General features: G+C 57.1%; 15 protein-coding genes, 1 tRNA gene and 2 pseudogenes. 11 read left to right on the forward strand and 7 right to left on the reverse strand.

Annotated features, from left to right (window positions below; all coding sequences use genetic code 11):
• The 3 genes from F0169_RS27530 to F0169_RS04395 all read left to right on the forward strand — a co-directional run.
• Positions 1-343: hypothetical protein (locus F0169_RS27530; protein WP_206670173.1), on the forward strand; the 343-nt coding region annotated here is incomplete at its 5' end.
• A 59-nt stretch (positions 344-402) separates the two neighbouring features.
• Positions 403-1,521: a nucleoid-associated protein gene (locus tag F0169_RS04390; protein ID WP_152745757.1), complete on the forward strand. Its 1,119-nt coding sequence runs from the start codon at positions 403-405 to the stop codon at positions 1,519-1,521.
• 5 nt (positions 1,522-1,526) lie between these two features.
• Positions 1,527-2,819 carry a hypothetical protein gene (locus F0169_RS04395; RefSeq protein ID WP_152745759.1) on the forward strand — a complete coding sequence of 431 codons (1,293 nt, stop codon included), beginning with the start codon at positions 1,527-1,529 and terminating at the stop codon, positions 2,817-2,819.
• A gap of 118 nt (positions 2,820-2,937) precedes the next feature.
• Here F0169_RS04395 and F0169_RS04400 read toward each other — a convergent pair whose 3' ends face one another.
• The 4 genes and pseudogenes from F0169_RS04400 to F0169_RS04415 all read right to left on the reverse strand — a co-directional run bounded on the left by F0169_RS04400 (position 2,938) and on the right by F0169_RS04415 (position 5,588).
• Complete coding sequence (locus F0169_RS04400; RefSeq protein WP_241679053.1) at positions 2,938-3,147, reverse strand: hypothetical protein; 210 nt, start codon at positions 3,145-3,147, stop codon at positions 2,938-2,940.
• Between the two features lie 62 nt (positions 3,148-3,209).
• Positions 3,210-4,052, reverse strand: coding sequence for a chromosome segregation protein SMC (locus F0169_RS04405; protein WP_152745761.1), 843 nt, complete (start codon positions 4,050-4,052; stop codon positions 3,210-3,212).
• A gap of 98 nt (positions 4,053-4,150) precedes the next feature.
• Positions 4,151-5,357 (reverse strand): annotated as a pseudogene (locus tag F0169_RS04410) (DUF927 domain-containing protein); the annotation flags it as partial.
• 154 nt (positions 5,358-5,511) lie between these two features.
• Positions 5,512-5,588 (reverse strand) — tRNA-Arg (locus F0169_RS04415).
• A gap of 371 nt (positions 5,589-5,959) precedes the next feature.
• Here F0169_RS04415 and gabD point away from each other — a divergent pair.
• Together gabD and gabT are read left to right on the forward strand one after the other, a co-directional pair.
• On the forward strand, positions 5,960-7,402 hold the full coding sequence (gene gabD / locus F0169_RS04420) for an NADP-dependent succinate-semialdehyde dehydrogenase (protein WP_058413029.1): 1,443 nt from the start codon (positions 5,960-5,962) through the stop codon (positions 7,400-7,402).
• A 182-nt stretch (positions 7,403-7,584) separates the two neighbouring features.
• The gene (gene gabT / locus F0169_RS04425; protein WP_152745763.1) at positions 7,585-8,862 is read left to right on the forward strand and encodes a 4-aminobutyrate--2-oxoglutarate transaminase; all 1,278 of its coding nucleotides are present in this window, start codon (positions 7,585-7,587) and stop codon (positions 8,860-8,862) included.
• A gap of 236 nt (positions 8,863-9,098) precedes the next feature.
• Here gabT and F0169_RS04430 read toward each other — a convergent pair whose 3' ends face one another.
• Positions 9,099-10,097 (reverse strand): sensor domain-containing diguanylate cyclase, encoded by a 999-nt coding sequence (locus tag F0169_RS04430; RefSeq protein WP_058413031.1) that lies wholly within the window; start codon positions 10,095-10,097, stop codon positions 9,099-9,101.
• 326 nt (positions 10,098-10,423) lie between these two features.
• A complete protein-coding gene (gene desA / locus F0169_RS04435; RefSeq protein WP_152745764.1) occupies positions 10,424-11,608 on the reverse strand; it encodes a delta-9 fatty acid desaturase DesA in 1,185 nt (394 codons plus the stop codon).
• A 166-nt stretch (positions 11,609-11,774) separates the two neighbouring features.
• Here desA and dibA point away from each other — a divergent pair, with 166 nt between their 5' ends.
• The 6 genes and pseudogenes from dibA to F0169_RS04465 all read left to right on the forward strand — a co-directional run bounded on the left by dibA (position 11,775) and on the right by F0169_RS04465 (position 18,122).
• On the forward strand, positions 11,775-13,685 hold the full coding sequence (gene dibA / locus F0169_RS04440) for a phosphodiesterase DibA (protein WP_152745766.1): 1,911 nt from the start codon (positions 11,775-11,777) through the stop codon (positions 13,683-13,685).
• A 236-nt stretch (positions 13,686-13,921) separates the two neighbouring features.
• Positions 13,922-14,104: a sulfur starvation response protein OscA gene (gene oscA / locus F0169_RS04445; protein ID WP_010565387.1), complete on the forward strand. Its 183-nt coding sequence runs from the start codon at positions 13,922-13,924 to the stop codon at positions 14,102-14,104.
• 75 nt (positions 14,105-14,179) lie between these two features.
• The gene (locus F0169_RS04450; RefSeq protein WP_152745768.1) at positions 14,180-15,190 is read left to right on the forward strand and encodes a sulfate ABC transporter substrate-binding protein; all 1,011 of its coding nucleotides are present in this window, start codon (positions 14,180-14,182) and stop codon (positions 15,188-15,190) included.
• 244 nt (positions 15,191-15,434) lie between these two features.
• Positions 15,435-16,253 (forward strand): sulfate ABC transporter permease subunit CysT, encoded by an 819-nt coding sequence (gene cysT, locus F0169_RS04455; RefSeq protein ID WP_058413035.1) that lies wholly within the window; start codon positions 15,435-15,437, stop codon positions 16,251-16,253.
• 13 nt (positions 16,254-16,266) lie between these two features.
• Positions 16,267-17,138, forward strand: a pseudogene (cysW, locus tag F0169_RS04460) (sulfate ABC transporter permease subunit CysW).
• 3 nt (positions 17,139-17,141) lie between these two features.
• Positions 17,142-18,122: a sulfate/molybdate ABC transporter ATP-binding protein gene (locus F0169_RS04465; protein WP_025855485.1), complete on the forward strand. Its 981-nt coding sequence runs from the start codon at positions 17,142-17,144 to the stop codon at positions 18,120-18,122.
• 62 nt (positions 18,123-18,184) lie between these two features.
• On the opposite strand, the gene F0169_RS04470 is transcribed toward F0169_RS04465, so the two are convergent.
• On the reverse strand, positions 18,185-18,712 hold the full coding sequence (locus tag F0169_RS04470; protein WP_152745770.1) for an Mpo1 family 2-hydroxy fatty acid dioxygenase: 528 nt from the start codon (positions 18,710-18,712) through the stop codon (positions 18,185-18,187).
• Positions 18,713-18,719: the final 7 nt, after the last annotated feature.

An 18,719-nucleotide genomic window follows, 5' to 3' on the forward strand; every position in this document is an offset into this window, starting at 1 on the left:
TTTTCAACAGAATCGGCCGATTGCTGCGCGTCACAAACGGCAAAAATCGGCCAAAAGCTGCCACTCTGTCCCTCATAATCGCGACGAGTTATTCGCCTATTTCGACCGGCATAAGTCGTTGGCAGCGAGTAGCTTTTTTTGCATTTCGGCTCCATCCGCATGGGATCAGATATCCCTGAGAAGCCCTTGGGATTCATGTGCTGACTGGTTAGCCAAGTCTATGGCTGATGCTGCCTTCTGTCGAAAAGCACGCGGTGGGCAATTGCACTCTTTTCTGTTCATCCATACAGTAGTAGTCTCGCTCGAATGCAAGGCCGAAAACAATCAGCTTGAGGCAGATTGACATCATGAGGTAAATTCGGTGACTTAACTAGGTTATTTGTCGAAAACAAGGAAGTATATATGGACGTAAAGGTAAATTTCGCGGTTGTTCATGAATTAATCAAAGAACAATTTAAAGATATTCAAAAATCCGATATTCGTGAGGTCGTGCTCAAGAAAGATAAGCCGGCTGTAAATAAGCTGATAATTGGTGCGACGTCTATTTACGGCAAGAAGAACAATGCTACTCACTACGGGATATTTGCAAAAAAGACCGTGAGTGATTTTCCTAAAGATTTTGATGCCTATTCAAAGATCGAGATTTCGGAAAAATCTTTTTTGGAGATTACTGAGTCGGCAATGGTAGAACTTTTCGCCGCAGCAAAAAAAACGGCAGCGTCTTCTGGTGGTTATATTTTGTTTGTAGATTACGAGAATAGCCAAGGGCGGTTCTTGCTAATTGCAATGCTTAAAAAGCGTGATGGTTTAAGACTGAACGAGCACCTCGAACCTGAAGAGTTAATTGAGTTAGATCTGAGCAGCCTGTATCACGCAGCTCGCATTAATTTCAACAAATATAATGAGCACGCTGCAGCCGATGATGAGGCTAAACAGGAGCTAAACTACCTTAGCTTTTTGAGTCAAAGCGCAGGTCGGTCTGCTGCTGGATATTTTGTAACGGCGCTTGGATGTGCAGTAGGCACCGCTTCAGCAGCAGCCACAAAAAATCTTATTCTGGAGAGTGTAAAGTTTTTCAGGGAGCGTCCCAATCTCCGTGACAAGCGAATTCAGTTCAAGGATGAGGTTCTGAGGTACTTGGAGCGCCAACGAGACTCTGGACAATCTGTGAAACTGTCGGAAGTGGAGGCCATCGCTCGTCAGTTCTTTCCTGCGGAGATGGAAGGTGAGGCTGATGATTTAGCAAGTGAGTTTATAGGGCATCTAAATAGTGAGGCAGTAGGGATTCCCGTCGAGTTTCCTATTAGTAAAGCCACACTTGATAAGTACACCCATGTGGTCTATAAGGCAGACAACTGGCAGCTAAAATTTGATCGTAACTCTTTAGGTGAGGGGATTGATGCTGAAATTCGCTTTGTTGAACAAGATCGCAAGCTAATCATCAACAACCTTTCTGAAAACGCTATCGAAGTTATACGTCAAGCTATTGCCGATAAGCGAGACTCAGCCGAGATAGAGTAAACGATATGGTGGATGTGCTTATATTTGCCGAGGCGTACCGGTCACTTGGACGTCCTGTGCTTGCAACGGGCAACGCTTTTGATTTCAGAGCGTCCTGTTTTGATCCTAAAATAAACACTGCAATTGAAGCATTGGCAATTTCTAAGACTGGACGGTTTGATGAATTAGTTGTTGATGGGCACGACATCAGTTCATCTGTTATGGAACTCCCTAAGCAGTGGTCCTCAATTGAGCTAACGTTCGTGCTTGATACTTCAGGAATGGTGCCGATTTTCAAAAACTTTGATCAGCTTATGGCTCGTTCAAAAAGCTTTGTGCGCGCGCAACTCCCAGAAGTCTTCTACCTTCTGGAGGAAGATATTCTTTCCTCGGAAGAACCGTTTGATAAACGGATAATAACTCTCCAATCATTATGTAGGCTTATTGTTTACTTGGCCGACCTGGCGCACTTTCATGATGAAAAGGAGTCCAGCGATGAATACAAGCTAGTATTCGTTGCAGAAGATATCGCCAAAGGCGAACGCGCCATAACACTTTATCCTTATTTGGATGGTGAGCTTCTAACTTTTGAGGTTGGAACAGACCTAGTCGACAGTCTTCAAATGAATAGCTTGGATAAGAGCCCGCATCTCTTTAAGGAACGGTCGATTTTTCGTGCGACTTTGATTGAGTATTTATCTGGGTATCACGGAGGAAAAGAGCGATTTAAAGCTTTAGTTGCCACTTGGTCGCAATTTTTGAGTTTGTATGGGAATAATCTTTCTACTTATCTTAGCGGCTTCTCTTTTCACAAGGCAAAACAAGAAGTGGCTGCCGCACAACTAACTATCGCGGATCAAATGTCAAAAGTGGTAAGTGATATTAGTGGGAAAATACTTGGCGTCCCGATTTCGTTGATTGCTGTTATTGCAATTTCAAAAACCGATAATGCTTTAGAGAGCTCGATTCTAGTTGTGGGGATTTTAATGGCCTCTGCCTTATTGGCGGAGACTCTAGCTGCTCAAAAACTACAATATGACAGAATCAAGCATTCGCGCCTAATTTTGTTCTCATCCCATCAACAGAAATTAATTCAATATCCGACAGATCTTCGTAACTATATACATGAGTCTGTGGTTGCTCTAGTTGCGAATGAGACAAAGCTCAAGCGCTCGCTACTGATACTGCGATGTCTATCATGGTTTCCCGCGATGACTGCAGCAAGCGTGCATGCATATATCTATCGAAAGGATTTGAGTGAGGGTGTGATGATGATTGCTAATTTTGCGTGCGGGGTAAGTCATCGCCTTTGCGCATAGCCTTAAGCGGTCGTAAGTCTAGGGCTGTCATAGACCAGAAGTCAAAAAAGTTCTGAAATTTTGGTTTGTAAGGATAGTATCTAGCGAAGCGGAAGCTGTTTAGGCTTCCACCTTTTCATTACCCGTTCTTTCTTTTGAGCTGGAGGTCAATGAAATCAAGCTCCGCCTTAATTGCATTAATCGTGAGCGTCTCAACTTTGGTGTCTTTGTTTTCTCTAGCGTTGCGCTTTTTCATGCCAGCCAGGACGACAATTATCCCGTTTAAATGAAACTTTCGGGCCTTCAGGTAATCATGCATCTGTGCGCTGTTTTGTGGTGGTTTGTTCATGATTGGACCGATGGTAGGCCCGAAGCCACTAGCTCTCGCCGGTTGCTTCGGGGTAGGTTGGGTTAGGCAGCCAGCAGGTCATGCAGGCTGTGTTGGTGAGAGCGATCCACGAGTTCGCGCCAAGTCCAGCTTCCAAAGTGCTCGCCCTGTTCAGGGATATCCAGTTTCATCAGTGCGACCGGGTCACGACTAATCAGGTTGCGTGCTGCCCACAGCTTGCCGCCTGTCTCCAGCAGTGTTTTCGCGGCCTCATTCCATTGTCCTTCTAACACTGTGTTCGCCAGATGAGCCGCTTGGTTTTCGATCTTGGCGCGTTCTTTTTGTGCCTCCGTAATGTGCAGATCAATCGTCACCAGCTCTTGCTCCAGCGCGGTGATGATCAGTTGTTTGCGACGGTGATGCTCAGCCGCCGCCGTAAGGTTTTTTGCTGCCTTTTGAGCTTCCGCGTTAGCGGCTTTCTCGCCCTCCACATCGCCCCAGGCGACAGCCTGCGCATAAGCGGTGGCTGCGTACGTTTCAGCTTGTCGAGCCTTTGCCATGTCTTCCTGATCGCTCTGGCGGACCTGCTGCAACCGGGTCTCGATGCTGCTGCGCTTTTCGTTGAGTTCCATCTCGTCGGCTTTCCCGTTCGCCATATCGCTGAGATAGCCCGCAGCCAAGCTCTCACGGTTTGCCAATGTCTCAAGGCGATCTATTTTCTGGTTCAGTGCGCTGATCTCGAGATTTCGCGAGTCGATGCGTCTTTTGTGATCGTTGATTTCATCCTGGACGGCCCTTTGGCGGCCCTCCTGGATAACCTCGGGACATTCCAATGCCGCTTCAAAGGGCGCTAGATCGCGCCGAATGCTCTCCATTTCGAGGGTCAGTGTGTCGCGGCGTTCTTTCAGTTCTTGGATAGTGTTCATCTGTATTGCCTCTGGGTACTGCGGGTGATAGGGATGGTTGTCGAACGGCTGGCGAGGCTGGGAATGAGCCGGCGCTACCTCGATCAGCAGGCTCGCCGTCAGGCGGCCTTGGCCGCGCCTTCGTCCGTTCCTGGAACGGTCTTAACCACGTAGCAGCGCTGGGGCCCTAACCCGGGCAGGCGAATCAAGCTGTAGGCCTTGCCGTCACTACCCGGCTCAAGCACGCCGCATTGCAGCAGCTCCTTGTTCACCGCACTGATGTTCATGCCTTTGAAGATCTCGGCCCTCCAGGCTTCAGGCAGTACGTAATAGGTGTTGGTGGTGTGCAGGGCATCGCCCATGCCGTGCTCCATCGTCTTGCGAAAGCCCAGCCGATCAATCGTGCGTGGTCCGTGTTCATCGATCTTGGCGGCGGCAGATTCCCAACGGGTAAAGCGGCTTTCTCCAAAGCGCTCGATGACCTGTCTCAGTCGCGCCAAAATCGCATCGCCCTCGAAATTTCCGGCGCCGCCACGCTCGGCTAACCACGCATGCAGACACACACGTGCTGCGGTCGTGGCTGTGCCGTCCGGCCAACCGGTGACGCCGAAGGCGGTGGCCAACTCTCCGGCCGCTGCCGCAAGACCGAAACGAAGGGCGGCACGCTGGGCCTGACCACTGGCAGAGGCGGGCAGGTTCTGGTTGATGAACTGCTCCACCGTGCGACGAATGATCACCGACCATCTGAGCATTTCCCCTGGTGCGCACAGTGCGTGCATGAAGGCGGTGAGGGGTGTGCCGTAGTATTTGGCTACACGGGCCTTGAGCGCATCGGAGAGGGCGGCAGCGTCCTCAAAACCGTTCAGCACATCGAACATGCCTAGCCCTTGCTGGCATCTGCTGGTACCGCAAGCATGCGCACCTCCATGCCCGCTTTCAGCTCCTTGTTTGCATCCGCCATGTGCTGCGCCAATGTCTTCTCGCCGGTCGAGAGAAACAGCAAGCGCCACTCCTGCACCTGTCGGCCCGCTTGTCCTCGATCATTCACCCGGGCTTTACCCGTGCCATTGCCGAGCATGTACACCGTCTCGCCAATGATGCGCGGGTCACACATGCCGATTTCATGCAGCACCAGGAGGCCGTCTGAGTGTGCAGCGGCAATGGACTCCAAGGCGTTATCGGTCGAGCGCCACGAACGCACCAGACGCGGTCGGCCATAAACCGAGGCAGCAATTTGCAGGTGGGTGGTCTTTCCCCGGAACTGTCGCCGTGGCGATGGAAGCCGCCGGAATCATGCCCCAGCAGGTTCAGCGGAGGTTCTGCAAAGTCTGTTCGGGCAGAAGCAAAGCGTTGTCGCTTACAGCGCGGGAAGTTACAGGGCGATAGGCGAGGAATGGATCGCCAGAAACAAGAAAGCCCGCACAGGGCGGGCTTCTTGGGGTGTTTCGTAGCCTGTCTTAGACAGCCCGAAACCACTATATGGTGCACCCGGCGGGATTCGAACCCACGACCCCTGCCTTCGGAGGGCAGTACTCTATCCAGCTGAGCTACGGATGCTTTGCGGGCGCCATCATACCCATGTCGCCCTTGGGCGTCCATGCTGGTTTTTCCGCGTTGGCAGGTAGGAAAAAGCGCCGCGAAGGCCCTGCGCCGGTGACCGCTGATCACTGCGATGCAACCCGACCTCGCAACGCTGATCAAAAAGCACTGGCAAAGTCGGCGCTTTCGTTCTTTTTTTCGAACAGACTATTGCCCTGTACCCCCATTGATCCTAGGATTCGTTTGAGATTTCAAACGCTTTGTCTCCCGCGCGCTGTTCACTTTACCTCCGCGTGCTGGGGCTGATTTTCCTGACGGCAGCCCACAAGGCGCCTTTCTACAACTCTAATTCGCTCCGCGTGCGCGCGGTGCTGTTAAGGAAAGCCGACATGCAGCTCAAAGATACTCAGTTGTTCCGCCAACAAGCCTTTATCGACGGCGCTTGGGTGGATGCGGACAACGGTCAAACCATCAAGGTTAATAACCCTGCCACCGGCGAGATTCTCGGCACTGTGCCGAAGATGGGTGCTGCTGAAACGCGCCGTGCCATCGAGGCCGCTGACAAGGCGCTGCCGGCGTGGCGTGCGCTGACGGCCAAGGAGCGCGCGAATAAGCTGCGCCGTTGGTTCGAGCTGTTGATCGAAAACCAGGATGATCTCGGTCGCCTGATGACGCTTGAACAAGGCAAGCCGCTGGCCGAGGCCAAGGGTGAAATTGTTTACGCCGCGTCTTTTATCGAGTGGTTCGCTGAAGAGGCCAAGCGCATCTACGGTGATGTGATTCCTGGCCATCAGCCCGATAAGCGCCTGATTGTGATCAAGCAGCCGATTGGCGTGACGGCGGCGATTACGCCGTGGAACTTCCCGGCCGCGATGATCACGCGTAAAGCTGGCCCGGCGTTGGCTGCTGGTTGCACGATGGTTATCAAACCGGCTTCGCAAACCCCGTTCTCGGCCTTGGCTTTGGTAGAACTGGCGCACCGTGCCGGTATCCCGAAAGGTGTGCTGAGTGTGGTCACCGGCAGCGCCGGCGACATCGGTGGCGAGCTGACCAGCAACCCGATTGTGCGTAAGTTGTCGTTCACCGGCTCGACCGAAATCGGTCGTCAGTTGATGGCTGAATGCGCCAAGGACATCAAGAAAGTCTCGCTGGAATTGGGCGGCAACGCGCCGTTTATCGTGTTCGACGACGCGGACCTGGATAAGGCCGTTGAGGGCGCGATCATCTCCAAGTACCGCAACAACGGCCAGACCTGCGTTTGCGCGAACCGTCTGTATATTCAGGATTCGGTGTACGACGCGTTCGCTGAAAAACTCAAGGTGGCGGTGGCCAAACTCAAGATCGGCAACGGCTTGGAAGACGGCACCACCACGGGGCCGCTGATCGACGAAAAAGCCGTGGCCAAGGTGCAGGAACATATCGCTGATGCCCTGAGCAAAGGCGCCAAGCTGTTGGCCGGTGGCAAGGTGATGGAAGGCAATTTCTTCGAGCCGACCATTTTGGTGGACGTGCCGAAAAACGCTGCCGTGGCCAAGGAAGAGACCTTCGGGCCACTGGCGCCGTTGTTCCGTTTCAAAGACGAAGCCGACGTGATCGCGATGGCCAACGACACCGAGTTCGGCCTGGCGTCCTACTTCTATGCCCGCGACCTGGGCCGTGTGTTCCGTGTGGCGGAAGCCCTGGAATACGGCATGGTCGGCGTCAACACCGGGTTGATCTCCAACGAAGTGGCGCCGTTCGGCGGCATCAAGGCGTCAGGCCTTGGCCGTGAAGGCTCCAAGTACGGGATCGAGGATTACCTGGAAATCAAATACCTCTGCTTGAGTATCTAAGCTCGGCAAGGCATGGCTGCAAACGCAGAGGGCACGAGAGCGCTGACCCTTTGCGTGTTTCAAAACGTTATTCGTAGTGGCCGGGAAAGCTGTGGCAGTCGATCATCGCATGCTGCCGTAGTTGCCTCCCCGCCACGTATTCCTTGGACCACGCCACCCGATGAGTGGCGAATGAGGACTTTATGAGCAAGACCAACGCATCCCTGATGAAACGCCGCGAAGCCGCTGTACCGCGCGGTGTTGGCCAGATTCACCCGATCTTCGCTGAATCCGCGAAGAACGCCACCGTGACCGACGTTGAAGGTCGCGAGTTCATCGACTTCGCCGGCGGTATCGCCGTGCTGAACACCGGCCACGTGCACCCCAAAATCATCGCCGCCGTGACCGAGCAACTGAACAAGCTGACCCACACCTGCTTCCAGGTATTGGCCTACGAGCCGTACGTAGAAGTGTGCGAAAAGATCAATGCCAAGGTGCCAGGTGATTTCGTCAAGAAAACCCTGCTGGTCACCACCGGTTCCGAAGCGGTTGAAAACGCGGTGAAAATCGCCCGCGCTGCGACTGGCCGCGCCGGCGTGATCGCGTTTACCGGCGCTTACCATGGCCGCACCATGATGACCCTGGGCCTGACCGGTAAAGTGGTGCCTTATTCGGCGGGCATGGGCTTGATGCCGGGCGGCGTGTTCCGCGCGCTGTACCCGAACGAATTGCACGGCGTGAGCGTCGACGATGCGATCGCCAGCATCGAACGCATCTTCAAGAACGATGCCGAGCCGCGTGACATCGCCGCCATCATCATCGAGCCAGTGCAGGGCGAAGGCGGTTTTTACGTCGCGCCTAAAGCCTTCATGAAGCGCCTGCGTGAGCTGTGCGACGCGCACGGCATTCTGCTGATCGCCGACGAAGTGCAAACCGGCGCCGGCCGCACCGGTACGTTCTTCGCCATGGAACAGATGGGCGTTGCTGCCGACCTGACCACCTTCGCCAAATCCATCGCGGGCGGCTTCCCGCTGGCCGGTGTGTGCGGCAAGGCTGAATACATGGACGCCATCGCGCCAGGCGGCCTGGGCGGCACTTACGCCGGTAGCCCGATTGCGTGCGCGGCGGCTTTGGCGGTGATGGAAGTGTTCGAAGAAGAGCACTTGCTGGACCGCTGCAAAGCCGTCGGCGAGCGCTTGGTGACCGGCCTGAAAGCTATCCAGGCCAAGTACCCGGTGATCGGCGAAGTGCGTGCCTTGGGCGCGATGATCGCGCTGGAGCTGTTCGAAGATGGCGACAGCCACAAGCCGAACGCTGCTGCCGTGGCGGCTGTGGTCGCCAAGGCGCGCGACAAGGGCCTGATCCTGCTGTCTTGCGGCACTTACGGCAACGTGTTGCGTGTGTTGGTGCCGCTGACCTCGCCGGACGAGCAGTTGGACAAAGGTTTGGCGATCATTGAAGAGTGCTTCTCTGAGCTGTAAGCAGAGGCTGACTTGATCGACAGAAAAAACCCGCTTCGGCGGGTTTTTTTGTGCTTGGCGCTGCGCATTCTTGGCTGGTTGGTTGTGCGCAGGCAGCCTGATTGGTGTCTTTTGTGGGCGCGGGCTTGCTCGCGATGCGGGCACTTCGGAGCATCAGGCATACCGGGTTGAGGCCATCGCGAGCAAGCCCGCACACAGTTGACTGCATTTCAACAGTGACTCAACGAGTGAGCGCTTTAACTGGCTATTACGCGGTTTTTGCCTTGGCGCTTGGCCTCATACATGGCCGCATCCGCCCGAGCGAACAGCACGTCCAGCGTTGAGTCATCTTCGCGCAGGTTGGAGAGGCCTTGGCTGACGGTCACGGTAAACGCGCGGCCTTCATAGTTGAAACTCAGTGCCTGAATCTCCTTGCCCAGCCGCTCGGCCACTTGCAATGCCATTTCCGGCGGGCAACCGGGCAGCACGGCGGCGAACTCTTCGCCGCCAATGCGCCCGAACAGGTCGCCACGGCGCAATACGCCGCGACCGCTCTCGGCGATGCGCCGCAACACCTGGTCACCCTCCAGGTGGCCGTAGGTGTCGTTGACCTCTTTGAAGTCATCGATGTCCAGCAACAGGAAGGCCAGCGGCGCGCCTTGGGCGCAGGCGCTGTCGAACGCCTGGTTGGCGCATTCAAAAAAGTGCCTGCGGTTGCTGCTTTGGGTCAGCACGTCGGTGGTCGCCAGACGGTGCAGTTCCAGCTCCATCTGTTTCTTTTCGGTGATGTCTTCAGCCATGCCGACCACGATCACCGGCTCGCCGGGTTCGACCTGCTGGTTGATATAGCATTTGTCACTCAGCCAGCGAATCTGCCCGTCGGCGGTGATGATGCGGTACTCGCGGTCTTCCACGGCGCCTTGCTCCAGGACCCGGGCGAGGCTTTGTTCGGCGTAGTCGAGGTCTTCGGGATGAATGCTGTTGCGCCATTCGCGATGATCGCCCAGCAACATACCCGATGAACGGCCAAATACCCGTTCATAAGCCGGGCTGACATACAGCACGCGGCGGGTTTCCCAATCAATTGCCCATAGCACGGCGTTCACACTGACCAGCAGTGAACTGAGCAGTTGTTCGCGCTCGCTCAGCCGCTCGACTTCGCCCTGGGCGTGCATCAGCGCCAGCAGGGTAGCTGCCGCCGAACGGGGTGTTTCAGCCGTCGGGGTATCGGGCAGGTAGGGCTTTTCGTGAACCATCGGCACAACTCTCTCTGGGCGCGCCGCAGGATGGAGCAGCGGTCACTACAAGGGCCACCATGATGGCGAAGTGTTCATTGAGAGAGGGTAAATGCGGTGAAGTTCCGTGAATGGGGTGACTAAGAACTGACGTCAGAAAGTGGTGACAAAGCGAAATTTGAGCTTTGCAAGGGGGCTGGGGCGGTAGTTTATGCGGGGTTTTTTGATGAACGTGGGCGTTGGGTTTCAGGGGCGCTACGCGCCCCAACGCAGGCAAGCCCGCTCGCCACAGAAAGCCCATTCACCAAGGCAAGCCCGACCGTTCCATTCGGGCTGTGAATACCCGGTTATAACGCCGCGGGGCGCAGGGAGTAAGTCTTCAATTGGTGCGCAAAGTCGCGCAGCGATTGAATGCCGCTCGCCTCGGCCTCATGCACCCACTCCTTGATCGCGGCCAGCATATCGTGGCCGTTGGAGCTGGTTTTGAGCCAGATCTGTTGCAACGCCAGGCGCTTCTCGTAGATCACTTTCAGGGCGTGGCTGTGTTCCAGCAGGCTTTGGATGCGCAGGTGGTGGCGGTCATCCAGCAGGCTGGTTTCACGCGACAGCAGGCGCTTGGCACGGTGGAATTGGTGGCGCACCGAATGATCAACCTTCCCAAGCTCTTGCTTGACCAGTGGGCCGATAACCAACTTGCGGTACTGGGCCATGATCTGGAAGCGGTTGTTGAGGATCGCCATGGCGGTGTCCATGTCCAGGTGGCCCTTGCCCTCCACGCGGTGCGCGATAGGCGCTACGCGCTGCACTTTGGCCAGGCGCAGGAAGCTGAACACTTTGATCCACGCCCAACCGAGGTCGAACTCCCACTTTTTCACCGACAGCTTGGCCGAGTTGGGGTAGGTGTGGTGATTGTTGTGCAGTTCTTCGCCGCCGACGATGATGCCCCACGGCACGAGGTTGGTCGCCGCGTCACGGCATTCGAAGTTGCGATAGCCCACGGCGTGCCCAAGGCCGTTGATGACACCGGCGGCCCAGAAGGGGATCCACATCATCTGGATCGCCCAGATGGTGACGCCGATGGTGCCGAACAGCAGCAGGTCGATCACGCCCATGATCGCCACGCCCAGCAGCGGGTAGGGCGTGTAGACGTTGCGTTCGATCCAGTCGTCCGGGCAGTTCTTGCCGTAGATGCGCAAGGTCTCGGGGTTCTCCGCCTCGGTGCGATAAAGCTCGGCACCTTTGCGCAGTACCGTGGACAAACCTTTTATGACCGGGCTGTGCGGGTCATCGACGGTTTCGCATTTGGCGTGGTGTTTGCGGTGGATGGCGGTCCACTCGCGGGTGTTCTGCGCCGTGGTCAGCCACAGCCAGAAGCGGAAGAAGTGTTTCAGGCCGGCATTCAGCTCTAACGAGCGATGGGCTGAATATCGGTGCAGATAGACCGTGACCCCAATGATGGTCACGTGGGTCATCAACAACGTGACTGCAACCAGTTGCCAGGCTGACAGGTCAAGAAAACCGTTGTACCACATAGGCTGTATGGCCCTCTGATAAAGTAAAAAACAGCTCACGCATTATCACTAAGCCTACAAAGAAAACCAGCCGCTCTTTCAGATAGGAGTGACCGGATGTTTCTTATTCTATAATCCGCAGTCTTTGTAGGGCGATTTTGTTTTTTGGGTAAGGATTACTGACTATATGCTGTTTTCGTACCGAGGTGCCTTGGGAGTGGGGCTGGCATACCTGCTGGTTTCCATCGTGTGGCTTCAGCTCGGCAACCACTTATTGATCGAGTTTCTCGATGACCCACGGGATCTGGGGCTCTGGCGTGAGGTGCTCGGGTATGTGTGGGTGGCGCTCAGTGCGCTGGCCATCTACCTGATATGTGCGCGTTCTGCCCGCACCCATCAACTGCAGCAACCTCTTCAGGAAAACCGCGAGCGCTTGCGCCAAGCTGCCGCCGTGTTCGATTGCACCCGAGAAGGGGTGCTGGTCACCGACGCGCAGGGGCTGATCGTGCACGTCAACCGGGCTTTTATGGAGATAACCGGGTATAGCCGCGAAGACGTAATGGGCGAGCAACCGAGCCTGTTGAAATCCGGGCACCACCCGTCGAATTTTTATCAGCAGATGTTTCAGGCCCTGGAGCGCACAGGCGAATGGAGCGGTGAAATCTGGAACCGGCGCAAAAGCGGTGAAATTTATCCACAGTGGCAAACCATCCGCGTGATCCCGGATGACCAGGGCGATGTCAGTCATTACGTCGCGGTGTTTTCCGACATCAGCGCCATCAAGGATTCCCAGCACGAACTGGCGCACCTCGCCCACCACGACCCGCTGACCGACCTGCCCAACCGCCTGTTGTTCACCGACCGCGCCGAGCAGGCGTTGGCCTCGGCGCAAGTGCACAAGCGCGGCTGTGCCTTGCTGCTGCTGGACCTGGACCACTTCAAAATCATCAACGACAGCCTCGGCCATAACGTCGGCGACCAGTTGCTCAAAGCGGTGGGCGAGCGGCTTAAAGGCCTGTTCGGCCCCGGCGTGACCTTGGCGCGCCTCGGTGGGGATGAGTTCGCCGTACTGGCAGAAAGTTGTCCACAGGTGGTGCAGGCCGCCGCGTTGGCGCAACGCATGCTCGATGCCATGAAGCAGCCCTTTATATTTGACGGCCACCAGTTGTTTATCAGTGCCAGCCTCGGCATCAGCCTGTTCCCGAGTGATGCGCTGAGCGCCGAACAGTTGCTGCGTAATGCCGATTCCGCGCTGTTCAAGGCCAAGAGCGCCGGCCGCGAAAGCTACGCGCTGTATACCGAAGAGCTGACCGCGCATGCGCAGAATCGCGTCGAGGTGGCCAGCGAGTTGCGCCGCGCCCTCGATCAGCAAGAACTGCGCGTCTACTACCAACCGGTGCACGACCTGCGCGGTGGCCGCCTGATCGGCGTCGAAGCCCTGGTGCGCTGGGAGCACCCGGAGCGGGGCATGGTGCCGCCGGGCGACTTCATCCCCATCGCCGAACGTACCGGGCTGATTGCCGACATTGACGCCTGGGTCATGGGCCAGGCCTGCCGCCAGATGTGTGAATGGCTGGCGGGCGGCGCGCCGCTGAGCTTTATCGCGGTTAACGTCTCCAGCCGGTTGTTTGCCCGTCGCGAGTTGTACCAGCAAGTGGCTCAGGTACTGCACACCACCGGCCTGGACCCTGCGTTCCTTGAGCTTGAAGTGACTGAAAGCGCAGTGATGGACGACCCCGAAGTGGCCCTTGAACAGTTGCACCGCCTGCGCGAACTGGGCCTGCAACTGGCGATCGACGACTTTGGCACCGGTTATTCCTCGCTGCTGCGCCTCAAGCGCCTGCCGGTGCAAAAGCTCAAGATCGACCAGGGTTTTGTTGCCGGGTTGCCGTGGGATGAAGACGACGCGGCGATTGTGCGCGTGGTCATTGCCTTGGCGAAAAGCATGGGCATGCAGGTGCACGCCGAAGGCATCGAGCAAGTCGAGCAGGCGCGGTTTCTGTTGGATCAGGAATGCGATATGGGCCAAGGGTATTGGTTCGGGCGCCCAATGCCGGCGCATCAGATTGATTGGTCACGTGCGCCAGCCATCCGATAGGCAACACCGGGCCAATGTGGGAGAGGGCTTGCTCCCGCATTGGAGCTACTCCAGCGTTACTGTTGGCGCTGCCGGCAAAAATCCCCTCGCAACCCCACGGCCCGCCAGAAAATTCTTTCTGGTTATATAAACATTCTTAAATAGTATTTTTAAGAATATCCGCGCTTATCTACTATCGCCCTACGCCGCAAGCAGTGCCGCCACTGCGAGGCACTATTCATTTCAGGAGCGAGACCATGAGCGCATCTCTACGTAGCGTCGACGGCCAGGACGAAGCAGCCATTTTGCGTGAGATCCAGAGCGCCTTGCGCGACCTGCGGTTTGGCGCGGTGGAAATCACTGTGCACAACGCCCAGGTCGTACAAATCGAACGCAAAGAAAAATTCCGTTTGCAGAACCCCGGCAACAAACCGGCTTAAGCGACACCGGCGATTCGCATGCCAGACCCGCAACTATAAGAAAAAGCCAACACCCCAGAATTTCAGGAGCCTTCTATGTCGTCGATTCGCCGTTACGCCCTGGCCGCACTGGCCAGTGCTGTGTTTGCAGGTTCCGCTGTTGCCAAGGACTACGAGTTGCTTAACGTCTCGTACGACCCTACCCGTGAGCTGTACCAGGACTACAACGCTGAGTTCACCAATTTCTGGAAACAGTCCCACCCCGGTGACAACGTCAAGATCCAGCAATCTCACGGTGGTTCGGGCAAGCAAGGCCGGGCAGTCATCGACGGCCTGCGCGCTGACGTGGTGACGTTGGCCCTGGCCGGTGACATCGACGAAATCGCCAAGTTGGGCAAAACCCTGCCGGAAAACTGGCAAACCCGCCTGCCGGATGCGAGCACCCCGTACACCTCGACCATCGTGTTCCTGGTGCGCAAGGGCAACCCTAAAGGCATCAAGGATTGGGGCGACCTGATCAAAAAAGACGTGTCGGTGATCACCCCGAACCCGAAAACCTCCGGCGGCGCCCGCTGGAACTTCCTCGCCGCCTGGGCCTACGGCCTGAAAGCCGGTGGCAGCGAAGCCAAGGCGCAGGAATACGTTCAAGCGCTGTTCAAGCACGTGCCGATCCTCGACACCGGCGCTCGCGGTTCGACCATCACCTTCGTCAACAACGGTCAGGGTGACGTGTTGCTGGCGTGGGAGAACGAAGCGTTCCTGGCGCTGAAAGAAGACGGCGGCGCCGACAAGTTCGACATCGTGGTGCCTTCGCTGTCGATCCTCGCGGAGCCGCCGGTGGCCGTGGTCGACAAGAACGCCGAGAAAAAGGGCAACACCGAGATCGCGACCGAATACCTCAAACACCTGTACAGCCCGGCTGGCCAAGAGATTGCGGCGAAGAACTTCTACCGCCCACGCGATGCAGCATTGGCCGCCAAATACGCCCAACAGTTCCCGAAACTGGACCTGGTGACTATCGACAAAGACTTCGGCGGCTGGAAAACTGCCCAACCGAAATTCTTCAATGACGGTGGCGTGTTCGACCAGATCTACACGGCGCAGTAAGCAACACTACTGGCAGGAGCAAGTTTTCTGTGTGACGCACTCATTGTGGCGAGGGGGCTTGCTCCCGTTGTAGTGCGAAGCGCTCCCAAACCGGTATCCGAGATGCGCCTGATGCATCTGGGTCGCCTGGTTTTGGGGCCGCTTCGCAACCCAACGGGAGCAAGCCCCCTCGCCACAGTGAGCTAACCTTTGCAGGTGCGGCGCGCTCTTACAGTGGTCTCTACCCCGTTAACCAAGGACTCTTATGTCGCGTCGTATTTCCCCCGTCATACCCGGCTTCGGGCTGACGCTGGGCTACACCGTCGTGTACCTCAGCCTGATTGTGCTCATCCCGCTGGCGGCGATGTTTGTACACGCCGCCCAACTCACTTGGGATCAGTTCTGGAACATCATCTCGGCACCGCGCGTGCTTGCCGCGTTGAAACTGAGTTTCAGCACCGCGCTTTACGCGGCGCTGATCAACGGCGTTATCGGTACGCTGCTGGCGTGGGTGCTGGTGCGCTACACCTTCCCCGGCCGCAAGATCATCGATGCGATGATTGACCTGCCGTTCGCCCTGCCCACCGCTGTCGCCGGTATCGCACTGACGGCGCTGTACACGCCCAACGGCCTGGTTGGCCAATTCGCCGCAGACCTCGGCTTCAAAATCGCCTACACGCCGCTGGGCATCACCCTGGCACTGACCTTCGTCACGCTGCCGTTTGTGGTGCGCACGGTGCAGCCGGTACTCGCTGACATCCCCCGCGAAATCGAAGAAGCCGCCGCCTGCCTGGGCGCCAAGCCATTGCAGGTGTTCCGCTACATCCTCGTGCCCGCGTTGTTGCCCGCCTGGCTGACCGGTTTCGCGCTGGCGTTTGCGCGTGGCGTCGGTGAGTACGGTTCGGTGATTTTCATTGCTGGCAACATGCCGATGAAAACCGAGATTTTGCCGTTGCTGATCATGGTCAAGCTCGACCAATACGACTACCGCGGTGCCACCTCCATTGGCGTGCTGATGCTGGTGGTTTCCTTTGTTTTGCTGCTGCTGATCAACTTGTTGCAGCGGCGCATCGAACGTCCATAAGGAGGCGCGGAACATGTCCCAATCGTCTATTTCCGCCGCGTCCTCGGCCAACGCTGCCCGCCGTGGCAGTGCAGTGTCGCGCCGCATCCTGATCGGCCTTGGCTGGCTGGTGTTCTTCCTGTTTTTGCTGCTGCCGCTGTTTATCGTGGTGTCCCAAGGCTTGAAGAATGGCCTCGGCGCGTTCTTCACCGCGATCCTGGAGCCCGACGCGCTGTCGGCCCTCAAGCTCACGGTGATCGCCGTGGCGATTTCGGTGCCGCTTAACGTGGTATTCGGCGTCAGCGCCGCCTGGTGCGTCAGCAAGTACTCGTTCCGTGGCAAGAGCATTTTGGTGACGCTGATCGACCTGCCGTTTTCGGTATCACCGGTGATCGCGGGCCTGGTCTACGTGCTGATGTTCGGTGCGCAGGGCTTCTTTGGCCCGTGGCTGCAAGAGCATGACATTCAGATCGTGTTTGCGTTGCCGGGCATCGTGCTGGCGACCATTTTCGTCACCGTGCCGTTCGTGGCGCGTGAACTGATCCCGCTGATGCAAGAGCAGGGCACCCAGGAAGAAGAGGCCGCGCGGCTGCTGGGCGCGAATGGCTGGCAGATGTTCTGGTACGTAACCGTGCCGAACATCAAGTGGGGTTTGATCTATGGCGTGGTGCTGTGTACGGCACGCGCATGGGTGAGTTCGGCGCGGTGTCGGTGGTCTCCGGGCATATTCGCGGCGTGACCAACACGCTGCCGCTGCACGTCGAGATCCTCTACAACGAATACAACCATGTCGCCGCGTTTGCTGTCGCGAGCCTGTTGCTGATCCTGGCGCTCTTCATCCTGCTGCTCAAGCAGTGGAGCGAGAACCGTATCAACCGCCTGCGCAAAAGCGCCGGTGAGGAATAAGTCATGTCGATCGAAGTCCGTAATGTCAGCAAGAATTTCAACGCCTTCAAGGCCCTGAACAGCATCAATCTGGACATCCAGAGTGGCGAGCTGGTGGCGTTGCTCGGCCCGTCCGGCTGCGGCAAAACCACCTTGCTGCGCATCATTGCCGGCCTGGAAACCCCGGATGACGGCAGCATCGTGTTCCATGGTGAAGACGTGTCCGGCCATGACGTGCGTGATCGCAACGTCGGTTTCGTGTTCCAGCACTACGCGCTGTTCCGCCACATGACCGTGTTCGACAACGTGGCTTTCGGCTTGCGCATGAAGCCGAAAAACCAGCGCCCGAGCGAAAGCCAAATCGCGGTAAAAGTCCACGAATTGCTGAACATGGTGCAGCTCGACTGGTTGTCTGATCGCTACCCGGAGCAGCTTTCCGGTGGTCAGCGCCAGCGTATCGCCCTGGCCCGCGCGCTGGCGGTAGAGCCCAAAGTACTGCTGCTGGATGAGCCGTTCGGCGCGCTGGATGCCAAGGTGCGTAAAGAGCTGCGCCGCTGGCTGGCGCGCCTGCACGAAGACATCAACCTGACCTCGGTATTCGTGACCCACGACCAGGAAGAGGCCATGGAGGTGGCCGACCGTATCGTGGTGATGAACAAGGGCGTGATCGAGCAAATCGGTTCACCGGGCGACGTCTATGAAAACCCGGCCAGCGACTTTGTGTACCACTTCCTCGGTGACTCCAACCGCCTGCATTTGGGCGAAGACCAGCACGTATTGTTCCGCCCTCACGAAGTGTCGCTGTCGCGCCATGAGCTGGAGGACCACCACGCGGCCGAAGTGCGCGACATTCGCCCGCTGGGCGCCACGACCCGCGTGACCTTGAAGGTCGAAGGCCAGAGTGAGCTGATCGAAGCCGAAGTGGTGAAAGACCACGACAGCCTGACCGGCCTGGCGCGCGGTGAAACGCTCTTCTTCAAACCCAAGGTGTGGCAAAAAGCCTGAACCCACTGCACAACCTGCGTGGGAATGGGCTTTTGTGGGAGGGGTTTGCCCCCTCCCACATTTCAGACCGGTTTAGCCCTTGGATCATGGCGCGTTACCGGCCCGGAACGGGCTTCGATCTGCTGCTTCAGGCCCTGCCGCAATCCCAGCAAAAATGCCAATTCTGCCACCACAAACAACGGCCCGACGATCAGCCCCGACACGTCATCTATAAACGCAGGCTTCTTGCCCTCGTAATAGTGGCCGACAAACTGAATCACCCAGCCCACCACAAACAGGCCGATGCCGCTGCTGAGCCACACCAGCGTGCTGTGCGCTGCCAGTACATGCCCGACCCACACCGACAACCCCATCAACAGCGTCATCAGCACGCCGAGCGCGCGTTCCAGGCGCAGGTAAAACCACGCCGAACACAGCGCCACAATCACCGCCGGCGACAGCCATAACCCGCCCAGCGGCCATTCGGGGCGTGACAGCAGCACAGCTACGGCGACCACAATCAGCGGGATGCCGATAAAGTGGCTGGCGATGTTGCGTGGGTCGCGGTGGTACGCGGCGTATTGACTGAGGTGGTCGACGAGGCTTTTCATTGTTGTT

The organism is Pseudomonas kitaguniensis, from assembly GCF_009296165.1.
In the GTDB taxonomy this organism is placed as follows: domain Bacteria; phylum Pseudomonadota; class Gammaproteobacteria; order Pseudomonadales; family Pseudomonadaceae; genus Aquipseudomonas; species Aquipseudomonas kitaguniensis.